Annotated in this window: 29 protein-coding genes; 6 read left to right on the forward strand and 23 right to left on the reverse strand. The window is 71.6% G+C overall.

From position 1 onward, the window contains the following. Positions 1-24: 24 nt before the first annotated feature. The 4 genes from QDS12_RS10590 (at position 25) to QDS12_RS10605 (ending at position 2,114) form a co-directional block, all read left to right on the forward strand. Positions 25-384 carry a metalloregulator ArsR/SmtB family transcription factor gene (locus QDS12_RS10590; protein WP_279878955.1) on the forward strand — a complete coding sequence of 120 codons (360 nt, stop codon included), beginning with the start codon at positions 25-27 and terminating at the stop codon, positions 382-384. Beyond that, positions 371-883 (forward strand): SRPBCC family protein, encoded by a 513-nt coding sequence (locus QDS12_RS10595; RefSeq protein WP_279878956.1) that lies wholly within the window; start codon positions 371-373, stop codon positions 881-883. Before QDS12_RS10590 ends, QDS12_RS10595 begins: the two co-directional genes overlap by 14 nt. Continuing rightward, positions 883-1,503, forward strand: a complete 621-nt coding sequence (locus QDS12_RS10600; RefSeq protein ID WP_279878957.1) for a dihydrofolate reductase family protein — start codon at positions 883-885, stop codon at positions 1,501-1,503. Before QDS12_RS10595 ends, QDS12_RS10600 begins: the two co-directional genes overlap by 1 nt. Before the next feature lie 239 nt (positions 1,504-1,742). After that, positions 1,743-2,114 (forward strand): ATP-binding protein, encoded by a 372-nt coding sequence (locus QDS12_RS10605; RefSeq protein WP_279878958.1) that lies wholly within the window; start codon positions 1,743-1,745, stop codon positions 2,112-2,114. Here the strand turns inward: QDS12_RS10605 and QDS12_RS10610 are convergent. From QDS12_RS10610 to QDS12_RS10625, 4 genes are all read right to left on the reverse strand, one after another. Then, positions 2,111-2,467, reverse strand: a complete 357-nt coding sequence (locus QDS12_RS10610; RefSeq protein ID WP_279880410.1) for an STAS domain-containing protein — start codon at positions 2,465-2,467, stop codon at positions 2,111-2,113. The two genes, QDS12_RS10605 and QDS12_RS10610, sit on opposite strands and share 4 nt — an antisense overlap. A 215-nt stretch (positions 2,468-2,682) precedes the next feature. Further along, a complete protein-coding gene (locus tag QDS12_RS10615; RefSeq protein ID WP_279878959.1) occupies positions 2,683-3,078 on the reverse strand; it encodes a universal stress protein in 396 nt (131 codons plus the stop codon). Positions 3,079-3,216: 138 nt separating this feature from the next. After that, positions 3,217-4,065, reverse strand: a complete 849-nt coding sequence (locus QDS12_RS10620; protein WP_279880412.1) for an ERCC4 domain-containing protein — start codon at positions 4,063-4,065, stop codon at positions 3,217-3,219. Positions 4,066-4,158: 93 nt separating this feature from the next. Beyond that, positions 4,159-6,300, reverse strand: coding sequence for a catalase (locus QDS12_RS10625; RefSeq protein ID WP_279878960.1), 2,142 nt, complete (start codon positions 6,298-6,300; stop codon positions 4,159-4,161). A 100-nt stretch (positions 6,301-6,400) separates the two neighbouring features. Here QDS12_RS10625 and QDS12_RS10630 point away from each other — a divergent pair, with 100 nt between their 5' ends. After that, complete coding sequence (locus QDS12_RS10630) at positions 6,401-7,630, forward strand: cytochrome P450 (RefSeq protein WP_279878961.1); 1,230 nt, start codon at positions 6,401-6,403, stop codon at positions 7,628-7,630. 183 nt (positions 7,631-7,813) lie between these two features. On the opposite strand, the gene QDS12_RS10635 is transcribed toward QDS12_RS10630, so the two are convergent. Then, the gene (locus tag QDS12_RS10635) at positions 7,814-8,392 is read right to left on the reverse strand and encodes a hemerythrin domain-containing protein (RefSeq protein ID WP_279878962.1); all 579 of its coding nucleotides are present in this window, start codon (positions 8,390-8,392) and stop codon (positions 7,814-7,816) included. Between the two features lie 116 nt (positions 8,393-8,508). On the opposite strand from QDS12_RS10635, the gene QDS12_RS10640 reads away from it, so the two are divergent. Then, on the forward strand, positions 8,509-9,174 hold the full coding sequence (locus QDS12_RS10640) for an HAD family hydrolase (RefSeq protein ID WP_279878963.1): 666 nt from the start codon (positions 8,509-8,511) through the stop codon (positions 9,172-9,174). 32 nt (positions 9,175-9,206) lie between these two features. Here the strand turns inward: QDS12_RS10640 and QDS12_RS10645 are convergent, their stop codons facing one another. The 18 genes from QDS12_RS10645 to QDS12_RS10730 form a co-directional block, all read right to left on the reverse strand. Beyond that, the gene (locus QDS12_RS10645; protein ID WP_279878964.1) at positions 9,207-9,632 is read right to left on the reverse strand and encodes an SRPBCC family protein; all 426 of its coding nucleotides are present in this window, start codon (positions 9,630-9,632) and stop codon (positions 9,207-9,209) included. Positions 9,633-9,647: 15 nt separating this feature from the next. Then, a complete protein-coding gene (locus QDS12_RS10650; RefSeq protein ID WP_279878965.1) occupies positions 9,648-9,806 on the reverse strand; it encodes a hypothetical protein in 159 nt (52 codons plus the stop codon). Positions 9,807-9,830: 24 nt separating this feature from the next. After that, a complete protein-coding gene (locus tag QDS12_RS10655) occupies positions 9,831-11,552 on the reverse strand; it encodes an MFS transporter (protein WP_279878966.1) in 1,722 nt (573 codons plus the stop codon). Next, positions 11,549-12,592 (reverse strand): phosphatase PAP2 family protein, encoded by a 1,044-nt coding sequence (locus QDS12_RS10660; protein WP_279878967.1) that lies wholly within the window; start codon positions 12,590-12,592, stop codon positions 11,549-11,551. The genes QDS12_RS10655 and QDS12_RS10660 overlap by 4 nt, the downstream gene beginning before the upstream one ends. A 60-nt stretch (positions 12,593-12,652) precedes the next feature. Continuing rightward, on the reverse strand, positions 12,653-13,048 hold the full coding sequence (locus QDS12_RS10665) for a hypothetical protein (RefSeq protein ID WP_279878968.1): 396 nt from the start codon (positions 13,046-13,048) through the stop codon (positions 12,653-12,655). Between the two features lie 31 nt (positions 13,049-13,079). After that, complete coding sequence (gene flhA, locus QDS12_RS10670; RefSeq protein ID WP_279878969.1) at positions 13,080-15,140, reverse strand: flagellar biosynthesis protein FlhA; 2,061 nt, start codon at positions 15,138-15,140, stop codon at positions 13,080-13,082. 132 nt (positions 15,141-15,272) lie between these two features. After that, a complete protein-coding gene (locus QDS12_RS10675) occupies positions 15,273-16,058 on the reverse strand; it encodes a helix-turn-helix transcriptional regulator (RefSeq protein WP_279878970.1) in 786 nt (261 codons plus the stop codon). 58 nt (positions 16,059-16,116) lie between these two features. Beyond that, positions 16,117-17,352, reverse strand: coding sequence for an EscU/YscU/HrcU family type III secretion system export apparatus switch protein (locus tag QDS12_RS10680; RefSeq protein ID WP_279878971.1), 1,236 nt, complete (start codon positions 17,350-17,352; stop codon positions 16,117-16,119). A 3-nt stretch (positions 17,353-17,355) separates the two neighbouring features. Next, on the reverse strand, positions 17,356-18,135 hold the full coding sequence (locus QDS12_RS10685; protein WP_279878972.1) for a flagellar biosynthetic protein FliR: 780 nt from the start codon (positions 18,133-18,135) through the stop codon (positions 17,356-17,358). Next, positions 18,132-18,416, reverse strand: coding sequence for a flagellar biosynthetic protein FliQ (locus QDS12_RS10690; protein WP_279878973.1), 285 nt, complete (start codon positions 18,414-18,416; stop codon positions 18,132-18,134). Before QDS12_RS10690 ends, QDS12_RS10685 begins: the two co-directional genes overlap by 4 nt. Then, positions 18,413-19,204 (reverse strand): flagellar type III secretion system pore protein FliP, encoded by a 792-nt coding sequence (gene fliP / locus QDS12_RS10695; RefSeq protein WP_279878974.1) that lies wholly within the window; start codon positions 19,202-19,204, stop codon positions 18,413-18,415. Before fliP ends, QDS12_RS10690 begins: the two co-directional genes overlap by 4 nt. Then, complete coding sequence (locus QDS12_RS10700) at positions 19,201-19,638, reverse strand: flagellar biosynthetic protein FliO (protein ID WP_279878975.1); 438 nt, start codon at positions 19,636-19,638, stop codon at positions 19,201-19,203. The genes fliP and QDS12_RS10700 overlap by 4 nt, the downstream gene beginning before the upstream one ends. 14 nt (positions 19,639-19,652) lie before the next feature. After that, entirely contained in the window at positions 19,653-20,468 is an 816-nt protein-coding gene (gene fliN / locus QDS12_RS10705; RefSeq protein ID WP_279878976.1) for a flagellar motor switch protein FliN, read from the reverse strand. 64 nt (positions 20,469-20,532) lie between these two features. Then, positions 20,533-21,504: a flagellar motor switch protein FliM gene (locus QDS12_RS10710; RefSeq protein WP_279878977.1), complete on the reverse strand. Its 972-nt coding sequence runs from the start codon at positions 21,502-21,504 to the stop codon at positions 20,533-20,535. Between the two features lie 96 nt (positions 21,505-21,600). Further along, on the reverse strand, positions 21,601-22,041 hold the full coding sequence (locus tag QDS12_RS10715; RefSeq protein WP_279878978.1) for a flagellar basal body-associated FliL family protein: 441 nt from the start codon (positions 22,039-22,041) through the stop codon (positions 21,601-21,603). Continuing rightward, the gene (locus QDS12_RS10720) at positions 22,038-22,952 is read right to left on the reverse strand and encodes a flagellar motor protein MotB (protein WP_279878979.1); all 915 of its coding nucleotides are present in this window, start codon (positions 22,950-22,952) and stop codon (positions 22,038-22,040) included. The genes QDS12_RS10715 and QDS12_RS10720 overlap by 4 nt, the downstream gene beginning before the upstream one ends. Then, positions 22,952-23,719, reverse strand: coding sequence for a motility protein A (locus tag QDS12_RS10725; RefSeq protein ID WP_279878980.1), 768 nt, complete (start codon positions 23,717-23,719; stop codon positions 22,952-22,954). The genes QDS12_RS10720 and QDS12_RS10725 overlap by 1 nt, the downstream gene beginning before the upstream one ends. Continuing rightward, complete coding sequence (locus QDS12_RS10730) at positions 23,719-24,042, reverse strand: flagellar FlbD family protein (RefSeq protein ID WP_279878981.1); 324 nt, start codon at positions 24,040-24,042, stop codon at positions 23,719-23,721. Before QDS12_RS10730 ends, QDS12_RS10725 begins: the two co-directional genes overlap by 1 nt. Between the last annotated feature and the right edge of the window lie 35 nt (positions 24,043-24,077).

Raw genomic sequence — 24,077 nt, forward strand, 5'->3', positions numbered from 1 at the left:
CCCATATAGGAATATGATTGATCTATGGCACGTGCGGCGACGACCTCGGACGTCTTCAACGCGATCGCGGAGCCGCAGCGGCGGGAGATCCTCGTGCTGCTGCGGGGCGGCGAGCGACCGGTGACCGACCTCGCGCAAGAGCTGGGGATGGCGCAGCCGCAGGCGTCCAAGCACCTGCGGGTCCTCCGGGAGGTGGGGCTGGTGGGTGTCCGTGAGGCCGGCAGGCAGCGGCTCTACGGCCTGGACGCCCGCGGGCTGCGGCCCGTCCACGAGTGGGCCGGCGGGTTCGAGCGGTTCTGGAACGAGAGCTTCGGCCGCCTGGACGACTACGTGCAGGAGCTCAAGCAGGCACAACAGGAGGAAGCACGCGATGACGACCAGTAACGCCGGCGAGCCGGCGTACGCGACCGCTGACCGCGAGATCGTGGTCTCCCGGCTGATCGGTGCCCCGCCGGGCCCGGTGTTCGAGGCGTTCACGCTCGTCCGGCACCTGTCGCGGTGGTGGGGACCGGAGGGGTTCACCACGACGACGCGCTCGTTCGAGTTCCGCGTCGGCGGGGAGTGGGACTTCGTGCTGCACGGGCCGGACGGGACCGACTACCAGGAGTGGATCACCTGGACCGAGATCGTCCCGTCCGAGCGGATCGCGCTGGCGCACGGCGCATCCCGCGACGACCCGAACGCGTTCTCGTCGGTCCTGACCTTCGAGCCGGTCGGCGAGGAGACCCGGATCGTGATGCGGACGCTGTTCCCCACCAAAGAGCTTCGCGACGAGGCGGCCGAGAAGTACCACGCGATCGAGGGCGGCCAGCAGACCCTGAGCCACCTGGCGACGTACGTCGCCGAGCTCGTCCGGATCGTCCGGGCGGGAGGGGAGGACTGATGGCCGGGAAGGTGTTCTTCAGCGTGTCGATGTCACTGGACGGCTTCATCGCGCCCGACTCGCCCGGCGAGCTGATGGGACGCCAGTGGATGGAGCTGCAGCGGTGGGTCTTCCCGCAGCGGTTCTTCCGGGAGAACCTCAAGCGCGGCGGCGGTGGCGAGGAGGGGCGCGACAACGACATCCTCCGCGAGACGTACGAGCGCACCGGGGCGAGCGTGATGGGCAAGCGCATGTTCGACGCCGGCGAGGAGATGTGGCCCGAGGAGGCACCGTTCCACACGCCGGTGTTCGTCGTGACGCACGAGAAGCGGAACCCCTGGGAGCGGCCGGGCGGGACCACGTTCCACTTCGTCAACGACGGGATCGAGGCCGCGCTCGACCTGGCCCGCGACGCAGCGGGCGACCGCGACGTGCGGATCGCGGGAGGCGGCGCGACACTCGTGGAGTACGTCAACGCCGGCCTGGTCGATGAGTTCTCGGTCGCCCTGTCACCCGTGCTGTTCGGCTCCGGGGTCCGCCTGTTCGATGGCATCGACGCGGGCCGCATCGCTCTCGAGCCGGTCGGCGTGGAGTCCTCCCCGCGGGTGACGCACCTGGCCTACGCCGTCCGGCAGCGGTAGCCGCGTTCCCAGGCCCGCGGTCCTACGCGGCGTGGATGCGTCGGATGAGGTCCAGGTCGTCGTCGGTGAGGTGTGGTCGACCCGGCTGGTCTCGGTGCCGGTGGCGTGGGGGAGGCGTGGCCGAGGAGGGTGGCGGACCTGGTCGAGCAGCAAGTGCCCAGGCATTCGAGAGGATGCGGCCGCCGGGCCCGGGTTACCTTCTGAGTACGGCCTCGGGATGGCCTCGGAAAGTGGGGCACATGGAGCTGCGGCGGGCAGGCTGGATGCTTGCCGCGGAGATCGACTCGATCCCCTTGGCCCGCCGGCTGGTTGCGAGTCGTCTGCGCGAACTGCCCGCACCTTCCTTGGACATCGTCCTCGTCTTGACCAGCGAACTCGTGACGAACGCGGTCCGCCACGGGGCGGGCCCAGTGGAGCTGCGCCTGACCTGGGGCGCAGGACCGGTCCGTGTCGAGGTCCAGGACCAGTCGGCAGAGCGTCCAGTGCTGCGGAGGGTGGACCGAGAGGCGACCAGTGGCCGGGGCCTCGTGCTCGTCGATGCCCTGTCGGGTAGTTGGGGCGTGGAGCAGGCGGGGGCCGGCAAGACCGTCTGGTTCACGCTCGACCGTTAGGCGAGCAGGAAGTCCAGCCTGGTGGCCGTCAGCAGCCGCCGCGGGAGATTGGTGTGACAGCTGACCTGCAGCTTCGCTCCCGTGGCGGAGAGACGGTTGTGTGTCTCCGCCAGCCAGTCAAGCGTGGCGGCGTCCAGGAAGGTCAGCCCGTCGAGGTCCACGATGAGGCGCCGCAGGTCGCCAGCTGCCGCGTCGTTCCCGACTTCTCGAAGAGCAGGCGCGGTGGAGATGTCGGCCTCCCCGCGCAGCTCGACCACCATGGTCTCCCCGTCCGGCCGGCGCACTTCGATGCTCAGCGCCTCGTCGTGCCCCCGCCCATCCGGCGGGTGAAGCTGGTTCGGCTCCGACAGCATCGCGATCACCGTGGTCTCCCCGGGGCCCTCCCGCAGCTGGTGCGCGGCTCCCGTGTTGATAACTCGCCGGGAATGCCGCCGCTGGTGCGGAGAACGAAGAAGACTCGGTATCTCGACGGTACCCCACCATCGTGCTGTCACGCACGCCGGACAGCACGCGCCCTCGACGGCAGGGTGTGCGGTCCGGCGATGCACGCAGTCCGGTCTGCGAGGGTTCACTCAGCTCGCTTGACCGCGACCACGGGGCACTTCGCGTCGAGGAGGACCTGCTGGGAGCTGCTCCCGAGGAACAGCTTGCCGACCGGCGACCGCCGCCGGAGGCCGATCACGATCAGGCCCGCGTCGACCGCATCGGCCACGGTGAGGATCTCCTCCGCCGGGGACTGCGCCTGCAGCGACTGGCGGAGCTCGTGGTCGATGCCCAGTGAGCTGAGCCGCTCCTCGAGGGCGTCCCAGTCCGCGGCGCTCGCGAACGCGGGGTGGGCGTCGTTGCCGCGTACGCCGGAGTTGACCACGACGACCCGATCGCCGTCTCGTCCGGCGAGGGTCACGGCGTAGTCGATGGCTGCGGTGCCCTCCGGAGACGGGACGTATCCGACGACGATGTTCATGTTGATCTCCTTGGGCTGAGCTTCGGGGTCTGTCTCCTCATCGCCGACGGGTCGAGAACCTCGTCCGTGGCGCGCTACGAGCTGCTCGACACTCTGCACGACAACGTGGAGCGTGCGAAGTCCCGGCAGCAGCTCGTCTCAGTCCGCTCCCGCCCCCGGGTGCGAGCCCGCCTCGAGGACCTCGCCGGTGAGGCCGTCGATCAGCTGGGTGCCCTCACCGGCCGAGCGCAGGGCGCGCAGTGCGATGGCGCGACGGTCGAACGACTGGGGCTCGACACTGCGGTCCGGCCCGGCGAGGATCCAGCGGCGGGCGGGTCGGGTGCCGCGCGCAGGTCGTTCGGGTTCAGGGTCCCGGTCCACGGGTGCGACGTACCCGCCGCGCAGCGCCTCGGCGAGCCGCGCGGCTCGCACCCGGCCGATGCCCGGGTGGTGGCGGAGACCCTCGGGCGCGGCCTCGGCGACCGCTGCGACGCTGCCGTAGGCGGCGAGCAGGCTGCGGGCCATGGTCGGACTGATACCCGGGACGACGGCGAGCATCACCTCGGCCTGTGCTGACGGATGTCGCGGGACTCGTCGGGGGCCGTCGCCGCGGTTGGTCGGCGCGGCGCGCCGGGCCCGCTTGGCGAGTCGGAGGAGCCACGCAGCACTGTCCTCGGCGTCCAGGCTGTGCAACACGGTGAACCCGTCCTCGACCAACCGGCACACCGCACCCCGCCAGGCGTCCTCGGCGATCCAACGGGGCTCACCCTCGATCAGGAGGACCGCCTGCGGGAACGCCGACTGCAAGCGCACCGCTTGGTCGAAGATGCGCCCGTCGCGGATCGACGCGCCCAGATCACCGGGACCCTTGCGCTCGATCGCCAGCCCGGGTCCGAGCACGTAGTCGCCCACCGGCAGGTCCGTGAGCCGTACGTCGAGGCCGGCGGCCATGAGTGCCTCCGGGATGCCGCTGCCCCTCTCGCGGTGGTCGACCAGGACCGGACCCATCTCGACCACGCCACGACGCTACCCGGACGCCTTCGCCGCCAAACGACAGCGGAGCGGGCCCGCTCAGAGGCGGGCCCGCTCCGCGGTGAGGCATCAGCGGGGGAGGGCCCGTTCCCACACCCGGTGCGCGCCCATGAGGGTCGAGACCTCCGAGAGCACCTCCAGCGGAGCCGAGGAGTTCACGATGCCGGGACCGGACGGGTCGACGCCGGCCGCCGTGAGCGACTCGGACCCGTCGCCCCAGACGCCGATCGCCTTGCCGTGCCGGAAGCACTCCTGGACCAGGAGGACCACGTGCGGGTCGACGGCGTGGGCGCCGGTCCCGTCGGCGACGAGCAGGGCGTCCAGCTCCACGGACCGCGCCGTCGTGTAGCTGCGCTGTCCCGGCGTCCCGTCGCCGAGCACGCCGCCGGTCGGGGCGATGAGCAGCGGCACCATGCCGGCCTCGAAGACGGCCGCCCGCAGCTCGCCGACCTGCTCCAGGGAGGTGCCCGGCGCGACGACGACACCGATCATGCGGCCATCGAGCGGCCAGGTCTCGCCGACCATCGACAGCGCCGGGCTGGGCTGCGGCTCGGTCAGCGGCTCGGTCGGCTCCGGCGCGGCCATGCCCAGCTGCTCGGCGACCTGCGCGCAGAGCTCGCCGTCGATGTTGGCCAGGCACTGCAGCTGCCGGGCGCGGATGGTCTGCTCGTAGCACTTGCCGAGCTCGAAGGCGTACGCCGCGACGATGTGCTCCTGCTCGACCGGCGTCATCGACTTCCAGAACTGCCGCACCTGCGTGTAGTGGTCGTCGAACGACGCCGCCTGCGCGCGGCTCTTCGGTCCCGAGACCTGCACCGGCGCCTCGACGAACGCGTTGTCGTCGACGCCGGCGTGGAACGGGCAGCCGCCGTCGAGGGAGTTGGGCCGGTACGGCGCCACGCCACGGTGCACGCCGTCCTGGTGGAAGCCGTCCCGGAGCATGTCGTTGACGGGCGCGTGCGGCCGGTTGATCGGGATCTGGTTGAAGTTCGGGCCGCCCAGACGGGTCAGCTGCGTGTCGACGTACGAGAAGAGGCGGGTCTGCAGGAGCGGGTCGTCGGTGACGTCGATGCCCCGGACGAGGTTGCCGACGTGGAACGCCACCTGCTCGGTCTCCGCGAAGTAGTTGGAGGGGTTGCGGTTGAGCACGAGCTTGCCGATCCGCTGCACCTCCGCGAGCTCCTCGGGGACGATCTTCGTCGGGTCGAGCAGGTCGATGCCCTCGAACGTCTGGTCCGGCGTGTCCGGGAAGACCTGGATGCCGAGCTCCCACTCGGGGTAGGCGCCGGCCTCGATGGCGTCGGCGAGGTCGCGCCGGTGGAAGTCGGGGTCGAAGCCCCCGAGGAACTGCGCCTCCTCCCAGACCAGGCCGTGCACGCCGAGCTTGGGCTTCCAGTGGAACTTCGCCAGCGTCGTCTCCCCGGCCGCGTTGACCAGCCGGAAGGTGTGAACGCCGAAGCCCTCCATCATCCGGTAGGAACGCGGGATGCCGCGGTCGGACATGTTCCACATCGTGTGGTGCTGCGCCTCGGTGTGCAGCGAGACGAAGTCCCAGAACGTGTCGTGGGCGCTCTGCGCCTGCGGGATCTCCCGGTCCGGGTGCGGCTTGGCCGCGTGGACGACGTCGGGGAACTTGATGCCGTCCTGGATGAAGAAGACCGGGATGTTGTTGCCGACGAGGTCGAAGTTGCCCTCCTCGGTGTAGAACTTCGTCGCGAAGCCGCGGGTGTCCCGCACCGTGTCGGCGCTCCCGCGGGACCCGAGCACTGTCGAGAACCGGGTGAAGACGGGCGTCTCGACACCCTTCTGCAAGAACGCGGCGCAGGTCACGGAGTCGGCGTTGCCGTAGGCCGTGAAGACCCCGTGCGCCGCGTAGCCCCGGGCATGGACGACCCGCTCGGGGATGCGCTCGTGGTCGAAGTGGGTGATCTTCTCGCGGAGGTGGTGGTCCTGGAGCAGCGTCGGGCCACGCTCGCCCGCCTTGAGCGAGTGGTCGGTGTCGCGCAGCCGGGCGCCGACCGAGGTCGTCAGCCACTCGCCCTGTTGGGCGTTGACCGCCTGGTCCTCGTCGGCGACCGCACCGCTCGCGGTGCGGACCTCGGGACCGGTCTGGTCCGGCTTCGGCGGCAGCGGGCCGCGCGGTTCGGTGGGCTCGTCGAACGAGGGCTCCTCGGAGCCGGGCGCGCCGGGGACGTCGAACTTGTCAGGCATGGGGACCTCCGAGACGTGGATGGGTCGGACCCGGCGCGTGTACCCGATCCCTCCGGCGATACGCGCCGCGCCCGACGTTCCGGTGTGGGTACCGCACCGCATGTCCGCCTACGTCCCGCGCGTCCCGCGCCGCAGGAACGACCTCGCCCTCAAGCTCTGGCGCGAGGGCTATCGCGCCCTGCCCGCCGAGCGGCTGCGCCACGAGGACCCGGACGCCTTCGCCGGGTCGCTCCTCGGCCGGCGTACGGCGGTCGTCCGGGGACCGGCCGGCGCGAGGCTGTTCTACGACGACGCCGTCGTGAGCCGGAGGCGCGCGATGCCCGCCCCGCTGGCCGGGCTGCTCTTCGGTCGAGGGGCGGTGCACGGGATGGACGACCGCGCGCACGCCGAGCGCAAGGAGATGTTCATGGACCTCCTCGCCGACGAGCGGATCGCCCCGCTCGCGTCCGCGGCGTGCGACGACCTGCGGCGGCGGGCCGACTCCTGGCGGGGGCGGGAGGTCGTCGTCTTCGACGAGCTCGCCGAGACGTACGGCGCCGCCGTGCTGCGCTGGGCGGGGGTGGACCTGTCCCCGGCGGATGCGCGTCGGTGGTCGCGCCGGCTGGCGGCGATCGTCGACGGCTTCGGCTTCGCCGGCAGGGCCTACCCGCGCGGCTGGGCGGCCCGCGTGCTCGCCGACCGGTGGGCGACACGGCTGGTGGAGGACACGCGCTCCGGGCGGCGGACGCCCGAGCCCGGGACGGTGCTGGCCGTCATCGCGGGCAGCGAGCTCCCGGCGCGAGTGGCCGGGGTGGAGCTGCTCAACGTGCTGCGCCCCACGGTCGCCGTCGCCTGGCTGGGGACGTTCGCGGTCTTGGCGCTCGCCGAGCACCCGCAGTGGGCCGCCCAGCTGCGCGGCCCCGACGCCGACCCCCGGCGGGTGGCGTTCGTCCACGAGGTGCGTCGGCTCTACCCGTTCGTGCCGGCCCTCGCCGGCCGGGTGACGTGTCCGGTGAAGGCGGGTGATGTCGACCTGGGCCCGGGCGACCGGATCGTGCTCGACGTGGTCGGCACCGACCAGGACCCCCAGCAGTGGCGGGCACCGGGCGAGTTCCTCCCCGAGCGGTTCCAGGACCTCGACCCCGACCCGTACGCCTTCGTCCCGCAGGGCGGCGGTGACCCGGCCACCGGGCACCGGTGCCCCGGCGAGCCGCTGACCGTCCGGCTGCTGGCCGACACGGTCGGTGTCGTCGCCGACCTCGACCTGCAGGTCGTCTCGCGGCCGGCGTACGACCCGACGCGGATGCCGTCGTGCCCGGACCGGGGTCTGGTGGTCAGCGTCGCTCCGTGACGGGACCGGGAGTCCGGTCAGGTCACTCTGCGCCGAGCCGGCGCGGGCACGGAGGACGACCGGGGGCTGCTGGCGGGGGACCACTCCAGGTCGCACCAGCGGTTCCGCGTCACGACCACGGTGGTGACCCGGGAGCTCATGCGGTCGTCCGGTCGACGCGCGTGCCGAGGACGTCGACGCCCGTCAGACCGCCTTCGAGAGGGCGTCCTTCACCCGGTCCACCATCGAGGCGAACGGCCCGACCATCTTCTGCTGCGGCGATCCGGGGTCGACGTGGGGGTGCGGGTGGGTCGGCGCCATCGCCTCGGCCGCCTTGATCTTGGTGCCGAGGGTGCGCCGCTCCTCCTCGTCACGGCTCGCGAGGAGGGGCTCGAACTCCTCGGTCTCCTCGGCCTCGGCGTGCTCGTCGACCGACTTGCGGAACGCCTCGAGCCTGAGGTCGAACTCGGGGTCGTCCAGGTCCATCTTCTCGAGGTCGGCGAGCACCGCGTTGGCGTCCGCCTCCTCGCGGTTGCGCGCATCGACGACGTGCTGCCCGGCGGCGTCCGCGGACACCGGGCGCAGCACCATCTCCTCGGCCGTCTCGTGGACGGCGAGCAGCGCACGCAGCGAGTCGAAGGCCTCCTGCTTGTCCGTACCGTTCGAACGCTTGACCTCGGCGAACAGGTCCTTGATCTGGGCGTGCTGCTCCAGCAGCACGCGGATCACGTCACCCTCCGGCAGCCGGGCCGCCTTGGCGCGGTCCTCCGCAGCGTCACCCATGTCATCTCCTCCGTGTCGGTGTCCGGCGATCACCGGACCGGGATCGGTACCCCACCGGCACGAGTCACACGTACCCGGCCCGGCATGTCGCCGACCGGTTGCGGGTAGCGGGACGCATGACCTTCGACGTCGCGCTCCTCGACATCGACGGAACGCTGCTGGACTCGACCTACCACCACGCCGTCGCCTGGGCGCGCGCCTTCGCCGGCGCTGGTCATCCGGTCCCGGTGTGGAAGCTGCACCGCCACATCGGGATGGGTGGTGACCGGCTCATCCCCGCGGTGTCCTCCGACGAGGTCGCCGAGCGGCTCGGGGAGGAGCTCAAGGAGCGCCACACCAAGGCCTACGACGACATGATCGGCGAGACCGGGCTCCTGCCCGGCGCCCAGGACCTGCTCGACGGCCTGCGCGCGGCCGGCCTGCGGGTGGTGCTGGCGAGCTCCTCCCAGCCTCAGCACGCGCGCCACGCCCTGGACCTGCTCGACGCCGGAGAGCGTGCCGACGCGTGGACCACGAGCGAGGACGCGTCGGAGTCGAAGCCCGACCCCGAGCTGCTCGAGAAGGCGCTCGAGCGGGTCGAGGGGTCCCAGGCGGTGATGATCGGCGACGCGACGTGGGACGTCTACGCGGCCTCCGAGGTGGGCATCCCCACGATCGGGCTGCTGTGCGGTGGCTTCGGCGAGGCCGAGCTGCGCTCCGCCGGTGCGGTGGCCGTGTACGCCGACCCGGCCGACCTGCTGGCCTCGCTGGACGAGGCGCTCAGGGTCGCGGCCGGCGGGTAGCGGCGACTCGGTCCCGCAGGGGCTGTCGCCGCTCAGTGAGCTTCGAGGATCCGCCCGGCGCGGCGCAGGTCCGAGGCGATGGCGGCGGGCGCGAGCGCCTGGAGGACGAGGCTCGCGAGGCGCCAGCCGCCGATCTCCACGGTGCCGCTGACACGGGTCCCGCGGGGGTCGGTCTCGAAGGTCAGGGCGAGCTCGGCGCGGATGCCGTGCCACCGGCCGACCTCGCGCCAGGTGCCCGCCCGCGCGTCGTCGGGCGCCCGGAGCTCGACGATCTGGAGCCGGGGTCGCGCCCCGACGACCGTGTGGTCGATCCAGCGCATGTGCAGCCGGACCGGTCCGTGGTCGAGCACCTGGACCGAGTGCAGGCTGGCCTGCCACTCCGGGCGGCGGCGCGGGTCGGTGAGGTAGTCGAACACGGCCTGCGGCGGTGCGGCGACGGTCGTGGAGATGCTCGGCATCACCGCGGCTCCCGGCTACCGCCGCTGCTCCGGCTCGTCGCTGGGTGGCCCGCTGCCGTCGCGCGACCGCAGGTCGCGCTCGATGCCCTCCGCGCGCTTCCGCTCGAAGAGCAGGATCAGCACCACCACGAAGACCACCGCGACGATCATCAGGATCAGGCCCACCATGTCCATCGGAGCCCGGTACCCAGGCGGGCGCTACTCCTTCGGTGTCGGGCAGGGAGTGCCGCGTCGGAGCGAGTAGGGCGCGGCGATCCGGTAGGTGCCGCGGTGCGGCGCGTCGAGCACGACCCAGTCGTCCTCCGGCGTGCCGGGGATGCGCAGCACCGAGAGGCAGCCCTCGACGTTGTCCTCCGGCGTCCGCGGCGGGGGCAGCGCGTGCCCGGAGGAGTCGAACAGGGTGAGCCACGGCGACGTCGGGATGCGCACCCAGACCTTGGCGGGGTAGGCGACCCGCACGGTCACCTGCGCCTGGCCGAAGGAGATCAGCTGGCCGGGCGGGTCGACCAGGGGCCGCGGGCTCTCGACGGCGTACACCCGCCACGAGGCGTTGGACCACACCGGCCGCAGGTAGGACAGGCCGCCCTCCACGAGCGCCGCCTCCTGGCGGGCGGCGTTGTCCGGTCGGCCCGGCGTCAGGACGACGTAGCGCACCGCCCAGCGGTCCAGCCAGGCGCGGTAGGCGTCGGCCGTGAGGGGGACCTTGCGGTCGTAGAACAGCGGGTTGCGCTCGGCGTCGGCCTGGCGGTTCCAACCGCGCGCGAGGTTGAAGTACGGCGCCAGGGCGGCCGCGTCGCGGTGCGACTTCGGCGGCACCACCTCGACCCGGCCGTCGGCCGCGTCGGTGCGCTTGAGGTGCCGGACGAGCGCGTGGATGTCGGCCGACCACGCGGCGTCCGGTGCTGTCGTGACGACGTCGCGCGCGGCCACGCCGACCTGCCACGCGGCCGACGTGATGAGGGTCGCGACGAGCAACGGAGCCGTGCGGCGGCGCATCCCGCCCGTCGTGGCAACGGCGGTGAGGATCACCCCGGCGAAGAGGAGCGGGAGCCGGGTCACGTTCGTGCCGACCGGCGAGGGGACGAGCCAGCAGAGCACCGTGCCGACGGTGTAGACGGCGGCGCCGAGACGGACCGCGCGCCACGTGCGCGGCGTCAGGACGAGCACCATCACCCCGAGGATGACCGGCAGGATGATGGAGATCCAGCTCATCGGCTGTCGTCCCGAGAACGGGAAGGCCAGCGTGCTGAACGCGACGACGACGACCGGCGGCACGCCCAGGCAGTACGCCGCCGCGCGGCGGCGTCCCAGCCAGAGGCCGGCCGCCGCGACGCCGAGGAAGAGGCCGGCCACCGGTGAGCTCGCGGTGGCCAGCGCCGACAGCACGACGGCGAGGACCGCCCGCGGGAGCCGGTAGCGCCAGCCGTCGGTGCGCCACTCGGTGGGCCACGCGAAGACGACGGCCAGCGCGCCCAGCCCGAACATCATGCCGAGCCCGAACGTCACCCGCCCCGAGATGGCGTTGCCGACCAGCGCGACGACGCCGACCAGCGAGGCGGCCAGCGGGTGCCGCACGGCCTTGCTCCGCACGACCAGCAGCGCCAGCAGCGCGGACGAGATCGTCCCGACGATGACCATCGTCGTGCGCACACCCAGCACCGCCATCACGAACGGGCTGACGAGGCTGTAGGACGCGGCGTGGATCCCGCCGTACCAGGACAGGTTGTAGGCGCTGCCCGGGTGCGCCCGTGCGAACTCGGCCCACGCGTCCTGCGCGGCGATGTCGCCGCCGCTGTTGGCGAGCAGCAACCACCACAGCAGGTGGAGCACCAGGCCCACGAGGAGCGAGGCCGTGACCGGGTGCGTCGTGAGACCGCGGACCTGGACGGTACGGCGGGCCGACTCGGTCAGCGCGGTCATGTTCGTCCGGGCCGCACCATCACATGCCCGATGGCGACGGCGACCGCGGCGACGAGGAGGCCGGCCACGTCGTCGAGAGTGAAGTGCCAGCCCCAGTAGATGGTCGAGACCATGATGGCGACGAGGTAGACGGCGACCGCCGAGCCGAGCCACTTGTGGCCGTAGTAGAACGCCATGAAGCAGACCAGGGCGGTGAAGCCGGTGTGCAGGCTCGCGAAGGCGGAGATGCTCACGAACGACGTCGGCGCGGTCGGGTCGGCGAGGAAGTCCTGGCGCTGGCTGAGGTACTCGGCCCACGTGTCGGTGATCGCCGTGTGGGGGAGCCGGGAGAACTCGTCCGGTGCGCTCGCGAACGGGCCGAGGCTCGGGATGAGGTAGTAGCTGGCCGTGCCGAGGATCCAGGTCCACATCGCGGCGACGAGGAACACGTAGCCGCGCCTGATGTTCCGGCTGAAGACGAGCGCGATCACGACCGAGCTCGCGGTCAGGTAGGTGAAGGACCGGTAGATGTCCTCCAGGACGTATGCCGCGGTGTGCGTGCCGAGCAGGTCGTGCAGCAGCACGGCGGGGCTGTGGCCGCCGAAGAGGTTGCGGTCGGCCCGGAGCAGCCAGTCGTCGCGGGGGGTGTTGAAGGAGTCCCAGCTCTTGAGGTTGCGGTAGAAGAAGTAGACGAAGTGGTAGGCCGCCAGCCCGCTCACCAGGAGGAGGAGCCGCTCGGCCGACCACCGGTCCTCGAGCGTCCGGCGCACGCTCCGCTCGCCTCGCGGCGTGCGCCACCAGCGCCAGGCCGCGTCGGCGACGAGCGCGACGACCAGGCCGCTGAGCGAGGCGGTGATCTTCCCGCTGAACATCCGGCCGCCGGGGTCCTTGAACCCGACGCCGACGTGGCGCGACCAGAGGACGGCGACGATCCCGAACGCGAGGACGGTCAGCCAGACCCCGGCGAGGTAGCCGTAGCGCCGCGGGACGCTCGGGCCACCGAGCTCGGGCTCGGCGACGTCGACGACCGTTGCGGGCTCGTTGGCCGGGATGCTTGCCACCTGGGAATGGTACGGCCCCGGCCCGGGTCGGACCTCATGCACGGCGCCCCTCCGGGGCGCTCACTCCTCGGCGGCGAGCAGCGCGAGCGCGGGGTCGGCCGGCGCACCCGGGGCAGTGGGCATGACCAGCGTGTCGGTCACCGTCGCGTCGACGGCCTCGCCCGCCTGACCGCCGGCCGGCTCCTGGGCGCCCGCGTGCCGAAGCAGCCGCCGGGCGGCCTCGGAGACGAGGAGGCAACCCAGCGCGATGACGACGTACCGCTCGAGCATGACGTGCATCGGCACCGTGTGGCGGACCAGGCACTGCCAGATCGCGGGGGAGGCCACGAGGGCGGCGAACGCGAGCACCGACAGGCTGAGCCCGCCCGGCGTCACCGGACGGACCGTCGGCGGCAGGTCACGGACCGCGTGCGGGTCGAGCCGCTCGGGCTCGTCGAACAGGCTGAGCGTGGTCATCGTGTTCCCCGTTCGGTTGTCTGAGGGATGGTCATGCCGAGACCGCCAGGGCACCGCCGGCGACCTCGGCCCGCTCGCCGGTGACGGTGCCGACCGAGCGCACCGAGAGCGCGCCGGCGATCTCGCTGTAGGACAGGACGGGCAACCGGTCGAGGGCCGGCGCGACGAGCCGTCGTACGGCGGCCCGCAGCTGCGGCGCGCAGACCAGGACGGGCCGGACGCCGGTGTTCTCCGCCGCCGTGGCGAGGCCGTGCAGCGAGACGAGGATGTTCTGCGCCAGCTCGGGGTCGAGCGCCAGTACGGCCCCGTGGTCGCTGGCCCGCAGCGCCTCGAGCATGCCCTGCTCCAGGCGCGGGTCGAAGCTGATCGCGGAGACCGCCCCGTCGGTGAGGTAGGGCGCCACGATGGCCTGCCCCAGGGCGGTGCGGGCGGCCTCGACGAGCTGGTCGTTGTCCTTGGTGACGGCCGCGCGGAGCGAGAGGGCCTCGAAGATGCGGACCAGGTCGCGGACGGAGACCTGCTCGTCGAGGAGCCCCCGGAGGACCCGCTGGATCTCGCCGAGGGAGAGCAGCACCGGGGTGAGCTCCTCGATGACGACGGGGTGGCTGCGCTTGACCACGTCGGTGAGCAGCCGGACGTCCTCGCGGCCGAGCAGCCGGCCGGCATGGGTGTTGACGACCTCGGCGAGGTGGGTCGTGATGACGCTGGCCCGGTCGACGACGGTCGCCCCGGAGATCTCCGCCTGGTGGCGCAGCTCGGCGGGGATCCACTTGGCGTCCAGGCCGAAGACCGGCTCGCGGGTCGGCGTACCGGGCAGGGCGCCGAGGTGGTCGCTGATGGCCAGGACCGTGCCTCGCGGTGCCTCGCCGCGGGCGACCTCGACGCCGAACAGCGTGATCGCGTAGCTGTTCATCGGCAGCTCGAGGTTGTCTCTGGTGCGCACCGGCGGGATCACGATGCCGAGCTCGCCGGCGACCTTCCGACGCAGGGCCTTGACCCGGTCGAGCAGGTCGCCGCCGGTGGAGGCGTCGACCAGGTCGATGATGTCGGCGGCCAGCTCGAGGCCGAGCGGGTCGACCAGGATCTCCTGGGCCAGCATCTCGGGGGAGTCGGGGGACGGCACCAGCTCGTTGCCGGTGGTGAGCTCCTCGGCGGCCGGGGTGCTCTCGTCGATCCTGCTGGAGGCGAGCAGCAGCAGGCCGCCGGCGACGATGAAGGGGATCTTCGGGAGGCCGGGGATGAGGCAGAGGGCCAGCGCGGCGAAGCCGGCGATGCGCAGCGGGAGCTTGCGGCGCGTGATCTGGGCGAGGATGTCGGAGCCCATGTCGTCGTCGCTGACCGAGCGGGTGACGATGAGGCCGGTGGCGACGCTGAGGAGGAGCGCGGGGATCTGGGAGACGAGGCCGTCGCCGACGCTGAGCAGGGAGTAGGTGTTGACCGCCTCCGAGAAGCTCATCCCGCTCTGGGCGACGCCGATCGCGAAGCCGCCGAGCAGGTTGACGAGGGTGATGACGATGGCCGCGATCGCGTCGCCCTTGACGAACTTCGACGCACCGTCCATCGCGCCGTAGAAGTCGGCCTCCGCGTGCACCTCCGCGCGGCGCCGGCGGGCCTGCTCCTCGTCGATGAGGCCGGAGTTGAGGTCGGCGTCGATGGCCATCTGCTTGCCGGGCATCGCGTCGAGGGTGAAGCGGGCGCCGACCTCGGCGACGCGGCCGGCACCGTTGGTGATGACGACGAACTGGATGACCAGCAGGATCGCGAACACGATCAGGCCGACGATCAGGGAGCCGCCGACGACGAAGTGCCCGAACGTGTCGATGACCTTGCCGGCGAACCCGTGCAGGAGCACGAGCCGGGTCGCGCTGACGTTGAGCGCCAGCCGGAAGAGCGTCATCACGAGCAGGACCGACGGGAACGCGGCGAAGTCGAGCGGCCGCGGCACGAACATCGCGGTCAGGAGGATGAGCAGCGCCCCGGTGATGTTGAGAGCGATCAACAGGTCGAGCATCATCGCCGGGAGCGGGACGACCAGCATCACGACGATCAGGACGATGCCGACGGGCACGCCGAGCTTGGTCAGCGACTTCATCAGGGGACGGCTCCAGGGAGGGCTGTTCTCTCAGTGCCGTCCGTGGCGCTGCGTGGAAAGGCCCACCGTCCTGGCGGTCCTCAGGCCCCGCATCGGCACCGAGCCGGGGCGATCTGAGGAATTCGGGACAAGTCAGTCCTGCAGGCGGTCCTGGATGGCGCGGCCGAGGGAGAAGCGGGAACCGGCCCCGAGCTCGGCCATGACGCGGGCGATGTCGCTGCGGACCGTGCGCACGCTCACCCCGACCGCCTCGGCGATCTGCTCGTCCGACAGGTCGGCCGACATGAGGGCCATCACCTGCCGCTGCCGGTCGGTGAGCTCCGGGATGCACTCCGGCGCCTCGGAGCACGGGAAGGAGGTGTCGAGCACCGCGCGCCAGTAGGCCAGCGCGGCGGTCAGGCACGCCTGGTCGGAGGTCAGCATGACCGTCGGCCCGCCGTCGATGGTCGGTCCCTCGAGCAGGACCTGCTCCTCGTCGATGATCTTCATCTGCAGCGGTGCGTAGGCGAACAGGTACGTCGGCGGCGCGGGCTCCGCCCCCAGGAGGAGGCGTGCGGTGGGCGTCGTCGCGCGGTAGTCGAAGACGCTGGTCATCTGGTTCCCGGCCTCGACCGACCGCCGGTTGGCGGGGAGGCTGACACGCAGCTCGTCCACCCGCCCGAAGGGCCGCACGGACAGCAGGTCGTGCCGCTCGGACGCCAGGGCGAACAGCCAGCGGTTGATCTCGACCGGGCCCCGGGCGATGACCCGCGTGTCGTCGGTGTCGCCCCAGATCACGGACGCAGCCAATGCGCTGCGCCGCGCCTGCAGGGTCGCGAGCGCGTCCAGGACGTGCGTGACCTTCTTCGGAGCGAACATCGGCGTCTTGTCGAAGACGCCCAGGTCGAGGTCGTGCTGGGACGAGGCGTCGTCGGTCATCGTCGGCTTCCCTGCCAGGCGGGGAGTCGCCTCCCCTGGTTCCTTTACCTGGCGGAGACTACCCAGCCGATCGTCGCCGTGCCGGGGTTCGCGTCAGATCGTCGTTCCGGTCGTCGTTCCGGTCGCGAGTCCGGTCGTCGGTCCGGTCGGTCCGGTCGCCGGCCGCCGGCGCGGGCCGACGCCGCCGCCCCGCCACGGGTACGTCGGGCAGCGGCTGGTCGGCGCGCGGGCTGCGGTGGTGGCCGCCGTACTGACCGGCGCGCCGGCGGCTGATGACGAACGCGAGCACCTGCGCGACGGCCGTCCACAGCTCGCGGGGGATCTCCTGGCCGACCTCGCACGAGCGGTAGAGCGCGCGGGCCAGCGGGACGTCCTGCACGAGCGGGACGCGGGCCTCGGTGGCGGTCTCGCGGATGCGGGCGGCGATCGCGCCGGCGCCGCGGGCGACCACCCTGGGTGCCGCCTCGCCGCTGTAGCGCAGCGCGATCGCGACGTGGGTCGGGTTGGTGAGCACCACGTCGGCGTTCGGGATGTCGGCGATCATCCGGTTGCGGGCGGCGGCGAGCTGGCGGGAGCGGATCGCGCTCTTCACGAGCGGGTCGCCCTCGGACTGCTTGTGCTCCTGCTTGACCTCGGTGCGGCTCATCCGCATCTGCTTGTTCACGCGGCGCCGCTGCACCGCGTAGTCGGCGGCGGCCATGACCAGCGCCGCGAGGGCGGCGTTGCGGATGAGCCCCAGCGCCTTGTCGTGGACGATGTCGATGGTCGTCGGGATCGGCACGAGCCCGCCGACCAGCGGCATCACCGACTTCACGGTGAGGTAGCCGAAGAGCGCGACGACCGCACTCTTCAGCAGCATCTTGGCGCCGTCCCACAGCGCCTTGGGGCCGAAGACCTTCTTGAAGCCCTTGATCGGGTCGAGCTTCTTCAAGGACGGCTTCACCAGCTTGGGCGAGACGATCATGCCGCCCTGGGCGATCGCCGAGGACACGCCGACGACGAGGACGATCCCCGACATCGTGAGGAGCGCGAAGAACGCGTGGCGGGCGCCGTTGCCGAGGAGCTGCATCGCCAGCGGCACACTCGGGTGCTCGGCGGCGGTCAGGCTGGCGGTGATGAGCCGGCGCCACGCGTCGACCTCGTGCCCGAGGAGCGGGCCGACGGCCAGGCCGAGGACCAGGATCGAGAGCCAGCCGCCGAGGTCCGGCGTACGCGCGATCTGCCCCTCCTTGCGCGCCTCGCGCCTGCGCTTGGGTGTGGGCTTCTCGGTCTTCTCCTCACCGGAGCCGGCCATGGGTCACCCCGATCCCGGCCCGGCCGATGACATGGCCGACATGGCCTGCAGCGAGTAGTCGACGAGCTTGTCGAGCGCGTGCGGCAGGACGGGGAAGGAGAGGCCGACCAGGAGCAGGGTCAGCCCGATCTTGGCGGGATACATGATGTTGATCGCGCTCAGCTGCGGTGCGACCTTGGTGAGCAGGGCGAGCGAGAGATCGGCGAGGAACAGCACCGCGACCAGGGGCAGCGCGATCTGGACCGCAACGGTGAAGAACATCCCGAACGCGGTGACCAGCACGGGCTGCCAGCCGGCGAGGTCGGGCATGCCGGAGAGCGGCAGGAACGAGAACGTCTTGAGCAGGCCGCCGATGACGACGAGGTGGCCGCCGCTGACGACCAGCAGCGCGGTGCCGAGCCATTGATGCCACTTGCCGAAGACGCTGGTCTGGTTCATCGCGAGCGGGTCGAAGGCGGCGGCCAGGGCGAAGCCGCCGAACACGTCGACGAGCGACCCGGCCGTGGAGACGGCGCTGAACAGCAGCATCGTCACGAAGCCCATGCCGAGCCCGACGACGACCTGGGTGAGCACCACCAGGAGCAGCTCGGGGGTCGATCCCGGCAGTCGGCCCTGCGCGAGCGACGGCGCCACGACGAAGGAGAGCCCCAGGGCGAGCACGACCTTCGCCATGGACGGGACCGACCGGGACGAGAAGGGCGGTACGACGGCCAGCCACGCGATGATCCGGACCGAGGCGAGCAGGTAGGCCATGAGGGGCGCACCTTGGACGGTGATCGTCATGACAGCAGCGACGGGATGCTCTCGAAGAGGTTCTGCGTGAACGCGATGAGCGTGTGCAGCATCCAGTTGCCGCAGACGAGCAGCGCGATCCCGACGCCGATCACCTTCGGGACGAAGGAGAGCGTGACCTCCTGGATCTGGGTCATGGACTGGAACAGCGAGATCGTGAAGCCGATGACGAGCGAGGTCGCCAGGATCGGCGCCGACAGCTCGAACGCGACCAGCATGGTCTTCAGTGCCAGCCCGATGATCGCGGTGTCGGTGAGCTCGAAGGGGATCATCCGTAGCTCCCCACCAGCGCCCTGATCACCAGCGCCCAGCCGTCGACCAGCACGAACAGCAACAGCTTGAACGGCAGCGACACCATCACCGGCGGCATCATCATCATGCCGAGTGCCATCAGCGCCCCGCTCACGACGATGTCGATGACGAGGAAGGGGATGAAGATGATGAACCCGATGATGAAGGCGTCCTTGAGCTCCGAGAGCACGAACGCGGGCACCAGGGTCGACAGCGGCACGTCGTCGCGGGTCTTCGGCAGGTCGCGCTTCGCGACGCTGGTCAGCAGCTTGAGCTCGTCGTCGTCGGTGTTGTCGAGCATGAACGTGCGCAGCGGCTTGATGCCGGCGTCCCAGGCCTGGCTCGTCGTCTTGTCGCCGTTGAGGTAGGGCTGCACACCGGCGTCGTTCACCTGCGAGAGCACCGGCGCCATGATGAAGAGGCTGAGGAAGAGCGCCAGCCCCGCGAGCACCTGGTTGGGCGGACTCTGCTGGAGGCCGAGGGCGTTGCGGGTCAGGCCGAGCACCACGAGGATCTTGGTGAAGCTCGTGCAGGTCAGGATGATCGCCGGCGCCACCGACAGCAGGGTCAGCGCGATGATCGTGACCAGGCTGTTGCTGGGCTTGTCGGTCAGCCCGTCGAGGTTGACCGAGACGGTCGGCCCGCTCGGGTTCTTCGGGCCGTCGGGACCGTGCGGAGCGGCGTACGCCGCCCCCGGTGCCAGGACGAGGGCAGCGACCGTCGCCCCGACCAGCCAGAGGCGCCGGCCGAGGGCAGTCCATGAGGTCATGAGGCTTGGTTCTCCGAGGCGGTCGAGGTCGCGCCGGAGGCGCGGGTCGCGGCGGCGAGCGCCTGCTTCCAGGTCTGGGGCGAGAGCAGCGAGCCGTTCAGCGGCCCGGTCCCTGCGGGGACCTGACCCTTCGAACCGCGCGCCGGCGTGTCGGCGTCCAGAAGGTCAGGCGCCTGCTCAGGCAGGTCGATCTCGTCGGGCTCGAGCTCGGTCAGCAGCGTGACCTGCTGCTCGGTCGTGCCGAGGACGAGGACCCGCGTGCCGACGGTGACGACGGCGACCGAGCTGCCGCGGGTGATCGGCTGCCGGTGCAGGACCTGGACCGGCGCACCGGCGCGGCCCTGGAAGCGCCGGCCGGCGAACCGCGCGATGAGGAGCAGCAGCCCGAGGACGATCGCGAGCGAGAAGACCAGGCGGACGACGAGCCCGAGCATGTCCATCGTCGGCCTCAGACCGCGGCGGCGTCGTCGAGGATCTCGGTGACGCGCAGGCCGAAGTCCTCGTCGACGACGACGACCTCGCCGCGGGCGATGAGGCGTCCGTTGACGAGCAGGTCGGCGGGGCTGCCGGCGGCCCGGTCGAGCTCGAGGACCGCGCCCGGGGAGAGGGCGAGCAGGTCGCGGACCGTCATCCGGGTGCGGCCCAGCTCGACGGTCACCTCCATGTCGACGCCGTGGAGCATCTCGAGGCCGCGCTGGCCGGCGACCGACGCCATGTACGGACGGGCGCCCGGCTCCTCGAGGGGCGCCGTGAACGCGGGCACCGGCTGGGCGGCTGCCTGCGGCTCGACGACCGGCTCCGGCTCCGCGACGGGCTCTCGGGCGCCGGCGAGCGCGTCGTCGGTGACGAGGACGGCGGCGTCGATGCCGATGCCGATGAGCGGGACGGTCGTGAACGAGCCGCCGAGCTCGCCCACCACGGCCTCGAGCTCCACCGTCCGCGCGGAGCGGGCGCGGCTGCCCAGCTGGCCGGCGACGGCCTCGAGCGTCGGGAGGATGGCGGCGTGCAGGTCGAGACCGCCGAGCGGGCTGTTGTCGAGCGCCGTGACCAGGTCGTGGCCGACGAGCACCGCGATCCGGCCCGGCACGGGAGCCTCCAGGTCGGCGACGGCCGCGCGTGCGAAGGCGGCGGTGACGTGCGGCGAGCCGGACTGCGCCGGGCCGACCGTGAGCGGCTCGACGGCGGGCAGCACCTGCGCGGCGGCCTCGGCGGCGGCGGTCGCGTTCGCCTCGGCGGCGGCCGCGGCGAGATCCGTGGTGCTCATCGGGGTCCCCGCTCGATCGCTCGCGGAGGAGCGAAGCGGGAAAGCGAAGGATCGCGTGGGGTGGTCATGACTTCTCCTTGGGGGTGTCCACGATGAGCGCGGCGAGGCGTTGCCCGCGGGCTCCGGCGGTGGCGTGGGCGAAGGTGTCGCCGGCGACGGTGACGTCGAGGGGGAGCGACGCGGAGTGAGCGAGCCGGACGACGTCGCCCGGCTTCAGGGCGCTGATGGCGTCGGGGCCGAGCTTGGTCGGCCGGAACCGCACCGAGACCTGGACGGGGACCTTCTCGAACTGCTGCTGCAGCAGCTGGGCCGACATGGCGCGCTGCGTGCGCTCGCGGTCGGACATCGGGCCGGCCTGGGTAGCGCTGGTCAGGTGGGGGACCAGCCCGCTGAACGGCAGGCAGATCGTCATCCGGTGGTCGCGCTCGTTGATGCGCAGGTCGAAGGTGACCACGACCATGACGTCGGCGGTGCCGGCGACCTGGGCGAACTGCGGGTTGTACTCGACGCCGGTGATCGTGGGCTCCAGCGGCACGACGGGCGCGAGGTAGTAGCGCATCTCCGAGAGCAGCCGCTCCACGAGGCCGCGGGCGACCCCGCCCTCGATCTCCGTGAGCGGGCGCTCGGGCTGGGTGTCCGACCCGGGGCCGCCGAGCATGTGGTCGACGCAGGAGAAGACCGCGAAGAGCGGCAGCTCGATCATGCCGACGCCCGGCATGGGGTCGGCCGAGAACAGGGTCATGTAGGTGCTCTGGCCGAGCGAGTCGACGTACTCGGCGTAGGTGCGCTGCTGGATGTCGTTGAGCGTCACCGAGCACACGGTCCGCAGCGACGACGTGAACACCGTCGTCGCCTGGCGCGCGAAGCCGTCGAAGCCCAGCTGCAGCGTGCGGGAGTGCTCGCGCGAGAGCTGGATCGGGCGACGGAAGTCGTAGGGGACCGGCTCAGCATGCTCCCGCCGCCGACGCTGCCGCGGCGCGGCGCCACCGGGCTGGGACGCGCGGGTGCCGGGCGAGGGGGTGGCGGCAAGGGTCACGCCCCTGGTGATCGGCGGTGCGCGGGCGCACCTGAGCAGAACCGGGACCGTCGAACGGATGGTCCTGGGTAGTCCGAACGGGCCTGGGGCCCCTGGTCACTGCGTGACGAACTCCGTGAAGTAGACGTCCATCACCTCGTCCTCGTAGCGGTGCTCGAGATCGGTGAGCAGCTTCTTCTTCAGCGCGTCCCGGGCCCCGGTCTTGGTGACCTGCTCCACCGACAGACCGCTGAAGATCCCGATCGCAGCGTCGAGAGCCTTGCTGCCGTCCACCTCCTCGGGGGCCTTCGCGGTGAGCTGGAGCGCGACGCCGAGGCGCAGGTAGTGGCCGGCGGCCAGGTTGATCTGCTGCGAGTCGAGCGCGAGGACGGCGCCCGGCTTCGGCGCCTCGTCCTTCTTGCCCTTCGGCGCGAGGACCAGGAAGTAGCCGGCGGCCGCGGCGACGACCAGGACGAGCAGGAAGGCGATCAGCTTGATCGGCTTGCGCTTCTTGGTCTCCTGCTCCTCCTCGCCCTTCGGCATGGCGGTGACGGTCATGATGTCCCTCCCTGGACGGTGACGCTGGTCTGCTTCGGTTGGAGCTCGTTCTGGATCTCGCCGAGCTTCTCCCGGGTCTCGGCGGGGACCTGGGAGAGGATGACGACGTCGACGCGCTTGTTGACCTGCTGCGACCCGGGCGTGCGCGGGTCGACGAGTGGCTTGGTGTGACCGAACGCCGAGGCGGTGAGCCGGCCGGCGCGGAGTCCGTCGACCTCCTGCAGGTGGCGCAGCGCCGTGATCGAGCGCGCCGAGGAGAGCTCCCAGTCGGTCGGGTAGTACTTCGGCTTCACCTTGACCTGGTTGGTGTGGCCGTCGACCTCGATCGGCTCGGGGAGCCGGGCGAGCACCGGCGCGAGCGTGTCGAGGATCCGCCGGCCACGGGGGGTCAGGGTGGCGACGTTGGGCTCGAAGACGACGTGCCGCGAGACGAGGCTGACGACGAGCCCCCGCTCGTCGATCTGCGCCTGTACGTCGTCCTGGAGCCCCTGCTTGCGCAGCGCCGCCTGCATCTGGTGCCAGACCGCGAGCAGGTTGTCGACCTCGTTCTTCGCGTCGGCGTACTGCCGCTGGATGCGCTGCTGCGCGGACTTGTCGACGATCTCCTGCATCTTGGCGCGTTCGTTCTGGGGCAGCTCCTCGAGGAGCTGGTCGTAGCTGGTGGAGGCCTGCTCGATGGAGCCCTTGTTCTCGATCGTCTTGCTGGCGCCGTCGAGGATGCTGAGCGAGCGGCCGAACCCGTCGGCGAGGCCGCTCTTGAGCTGCTCGTACTTGTCCGCGTCGACCGTCGACATCGCGAACAGGACGATGAACAGCACCATGAGCAGGGTGAGCATGTCGGCGTAGGTGACGAGCCAGCGCTCCGACCCCTCGTCGTGCTCCTCCTCCTCCTCACGGCGCTTGCGGGCCATCAGGCTGCCTCGCGGTCCTGCTGTCCGGCGGGGACGAGGGAGCGGAGCTTCTCGGCGACGAGGCGCGGGTTGGAGCCGGCCTGGATCGCGGCGATGCCCTCGATGGCCATCTCCATCCGGGCGGCCTCGAGCTGGCTGAGCCGCTTGAGCCGGTTGGCGATCGGGAACCACACGACGTTGGCGAGCATGACGCCCCACAGGGTGGCGACGAACGCGCCGGCGATGAGGTGTCCGAGCTTCTCCGGCTGGGCGAGCTGCTCGAGCACGTGCACGAGACCCATGACGGTGCCGATGATGCCGATGGTCGGCGAGTAGGCACCGGCGTCGGCGAAGAACTTCGCGGCGTGCTTGTCCTCGGACTTCTTCGCGTGGACCTCGGCCTCGAGGATGTCGCGGACCTCCTCGGGGTCCGTGCCGTCGATGGCCATCGTGACGCCCTTGACGAGGAAGGGGTCGTCGATGTCCTTGAGGCCGTCCTCGAGCGCGAGCAGGCCCTCGCGGCGGGCCCGCTCGGCGAGGGAGACGACCACGGGGACCATCGCACCGGCCGGCTCGACCTTGGCCGTGAACGCGCGCTTGAGGCTGGTCACGACGTTCTTCGCGTCCTGCATGGTGCCGCCGGCGATGCTGACCATGATGGTCGTGCCGATGACCAGGAGCATCGGCGGCAGGATGAAGAGGCTCGCCGGGTTGCCGCCCTCCATGACGTTGGAGGCGACGATGACGGCGAATCCGAGGCCGATGCCGATCGCGGGTGCCGGATCCATCAGTCATCTCCTGCGGTGCTGGCGCCGAGGTCGGCGGAGGCGTGTGCTGCTGGGTGCGGCGCGACGGCGGCCAGGCGCGGCCCGGACCTCGGCTCGCGGCGGTGCTGCTGGGCGGAGTGGGCGGCGTCGAGCAGCGAGCCGAGCGCGACGATCTCGCCGCGGTAGCCGACGACCGCGTCCATGACCTCGCCCATCGTCTCGGCGACGACGTACTTCTTGCCGTCGACGAGCGTGATGACGGTGTCGGGCGTGCTGTCCACGCGCTCGATGAGGTCGGCGTTCAGCAGGAACACCGACCCGGAGAGCCGGGTGAGCGTGATCATCGGGTGCACCGTCCTTGTGCCGTTCGTGTTGCTCG

Source organism: Nocardioides sp. CER19 (assembly GCF_029846275.1).
Lineage (GTDB): Bacteria > Actinomycetota > Actinomycetes > Propionibacteriales > Nocardioidaceae > Nocardioides.

Bases quoted from the DNA above. Each gene is read 5' to 3' on its own strand.
- QDS12_RS10590 (WP_279878955.1), top strand. From the start codon at position 25: ATGGCACGTGCGGCGACGACCTCGGACGTCTTCAACGCGATCGCGGAG.
- QDS12_RS10595 (WP_279878956.1), top strand. From the start codon at position 371: ATGACGACCAGTAACGCCGGCGAGCCGGCGTACGCGACCGCTGACCGC.
- QDS12_RS10600 (WP_279878957.1), top strand. From the start codon at position 883: ATGGCCGGGAAGGTGTTCTTCAGCGTGTCGATGTCACTGGACGGCTTC.
- QDS12_RS10605 (WP_279878958.1), top strand. From the start codon at position 1,743: ATGGAGCTGCGGCGGGCAGGCTGGATGCTTGCCGCGGAGATCGACTCG.
- QDS12_RS10610 (WP_279880410.1), bottom strand. From the start codon at position 2,467: ATGCTGTCGGAGCCGAACCAGCTTCACCCGCCGGATGGGCGGGGGCAC.
- QDS12_RS10615 (WP_279878959.1), bottom strand. From the start codon at position 3,078: ATGAACATCGTCGTCGGATACGTCCCGTCTCCGGAGGGCACCGCAGCC.
- QDS12_RS10620 (WP_279880412.1), bottom strand. From the start codon at position 4,065: ATGGGTCCGGTCCTGGTCGACCACCGCGAGAGGGGCAGCGGCATCCCG.
- QDS12_RS10625 (WP_279878960.1), bottom strand. From the start codon at position 6,300: ATGCCTGACAAGTTCGACGTCCCCGGCGCGCCCGGCTCCGAGGAGCCC.
- QDS12_RS10630 (WP_279878961.1), top strand. From the start codon at position 6,401: ATGTCCGCCTACGTCCCGCGCGTCCCGCGCCGCAGGAACGACCTCGCC.
- QDS12_RS10635 (WP_279878962.1), bottom strand. From the start codon at position 8,392: ATGGGTGACGCTGCGGAGGACCGCGCCAAGGCGGCCCGGCTGCCGGAG.
- QDS12_RS10640 (WP_279878963.1), top strand. From the start codon at position 8,509: ATGACCTTCGACGTCGCGCTCCTCGACATCGACGGAACGCTGCTGGAC.
- QDS12_RS10645 (WP_279878964.1), bottom strand. From the start codon at position 9,632: ATGCCGAGCATCTCCACGACCGTCGCCGCACCGCCGCAGGCCGTGTTC.
- QDS12_RS10650 (WP_279878965.1), bottom strand. From the start codon at position 9,806: ATGGACATGGTGGGCCTGATCCTGATGATCGTCGCGGTGGTCTTCGTG.
- QDS12_RS10655 (WP_279878966.1), bottom strand. From the start codon at position 11,552: ATGACCGCGCTGACCGAGTCGGCCCGCCGTACCGTCCAGGTCCGCGGT.
- QDS12_RS10665 (WP_279878968.1), bottom strand. From the start codon at position 13,048: ATGACCACGCTCAGCCTGTTCGACGAGCCCGAGCGGCTCGACCCGCAC.
- flhA (WP_279878969.1), bottom strand. From the start codon at position 15,140: ATGAAGTCGCTGACCAAGCTCGGCGTGCCCGTCGGCATCGTCCTGATC.
- QDS12_RS10675 (WP_279878970.1), bottom strand. From the start codon at position 16,058: ATGACCGACGACGCCTCGTCCCAGCACGACCTCGACCTGGGCGTCTTC.
- QDS12_RS10680 (WP_279878971.1), bottom strand. From the start codon at position 17,352: ATGGCCGGCTCCGGTGAGGAGAAGACCGAGAAGCCCACACCCAAGCGC.
- QDS12_RS10685 (WP_279878972.1), bottom strand. From the start codon at position 18,135: ATGACGATCACCGTCCAAGGTGCGCCCCTCATGGCCTACCTGCTCGCC.
- QDS12_RS10690 (WP_279878973.1), bottom strand. From the start codon at position 18,416: ATGATCCCCTTCGAGCTCACCGACACCGCGATCATCGGGCTGGCACTG.
- fliP (WP_279878974.1), bottom strand. From the start codon at position 19,204: ATGACCTCATGGACTGCCCTCGGCCGGCGCCTCTGGCTGGTCGGGGCG.
- QDS12_RS10700 (WP_279878975.1), bottom strand. From the start codon at position 19,638: ATGCTCGGGCTCGTCGTCCGCCTGGTCTTCTCGCTCGCGATCGTCCTC.
- fliN (WP_279878976.1), bottom strand. From the start codon at position 20,468: ATGAGCACCACGGATCTCGCCGCGGCCGCCGCCGAGGCGAACGCGACC.
- QDS12_RS10715 (WP_279878978.1), bottom strand. From the start codon at position 22,041: ATGACCGTCACCGCCATGCCGAAGGGCGAGGAGGAGCAGGAGACCAAG.
- QDS12_RS10720 (WP_279878979.1), bottom strand. From the start codon at position 22,952: ATGGCCCGCAAGCGCCGTGAGGAGGAGGAGGAGCACGACGAGGGGTCG.
- QDS12_RS10725 (WP_279878980.1), bottom strand. From the start codon at position 23,719: ATGGATCCGGCACCCGCGATCGGCATCGGCCTCGGATTCGCCGTCATC.
- QDS12_RS10730 (WP_279878981.1), bottom strand. From the start codon at position 24,042: ATGATCACGCTCACCCGGCTCTCCGGGTCGGTGTTCCTGCTGAACGCC.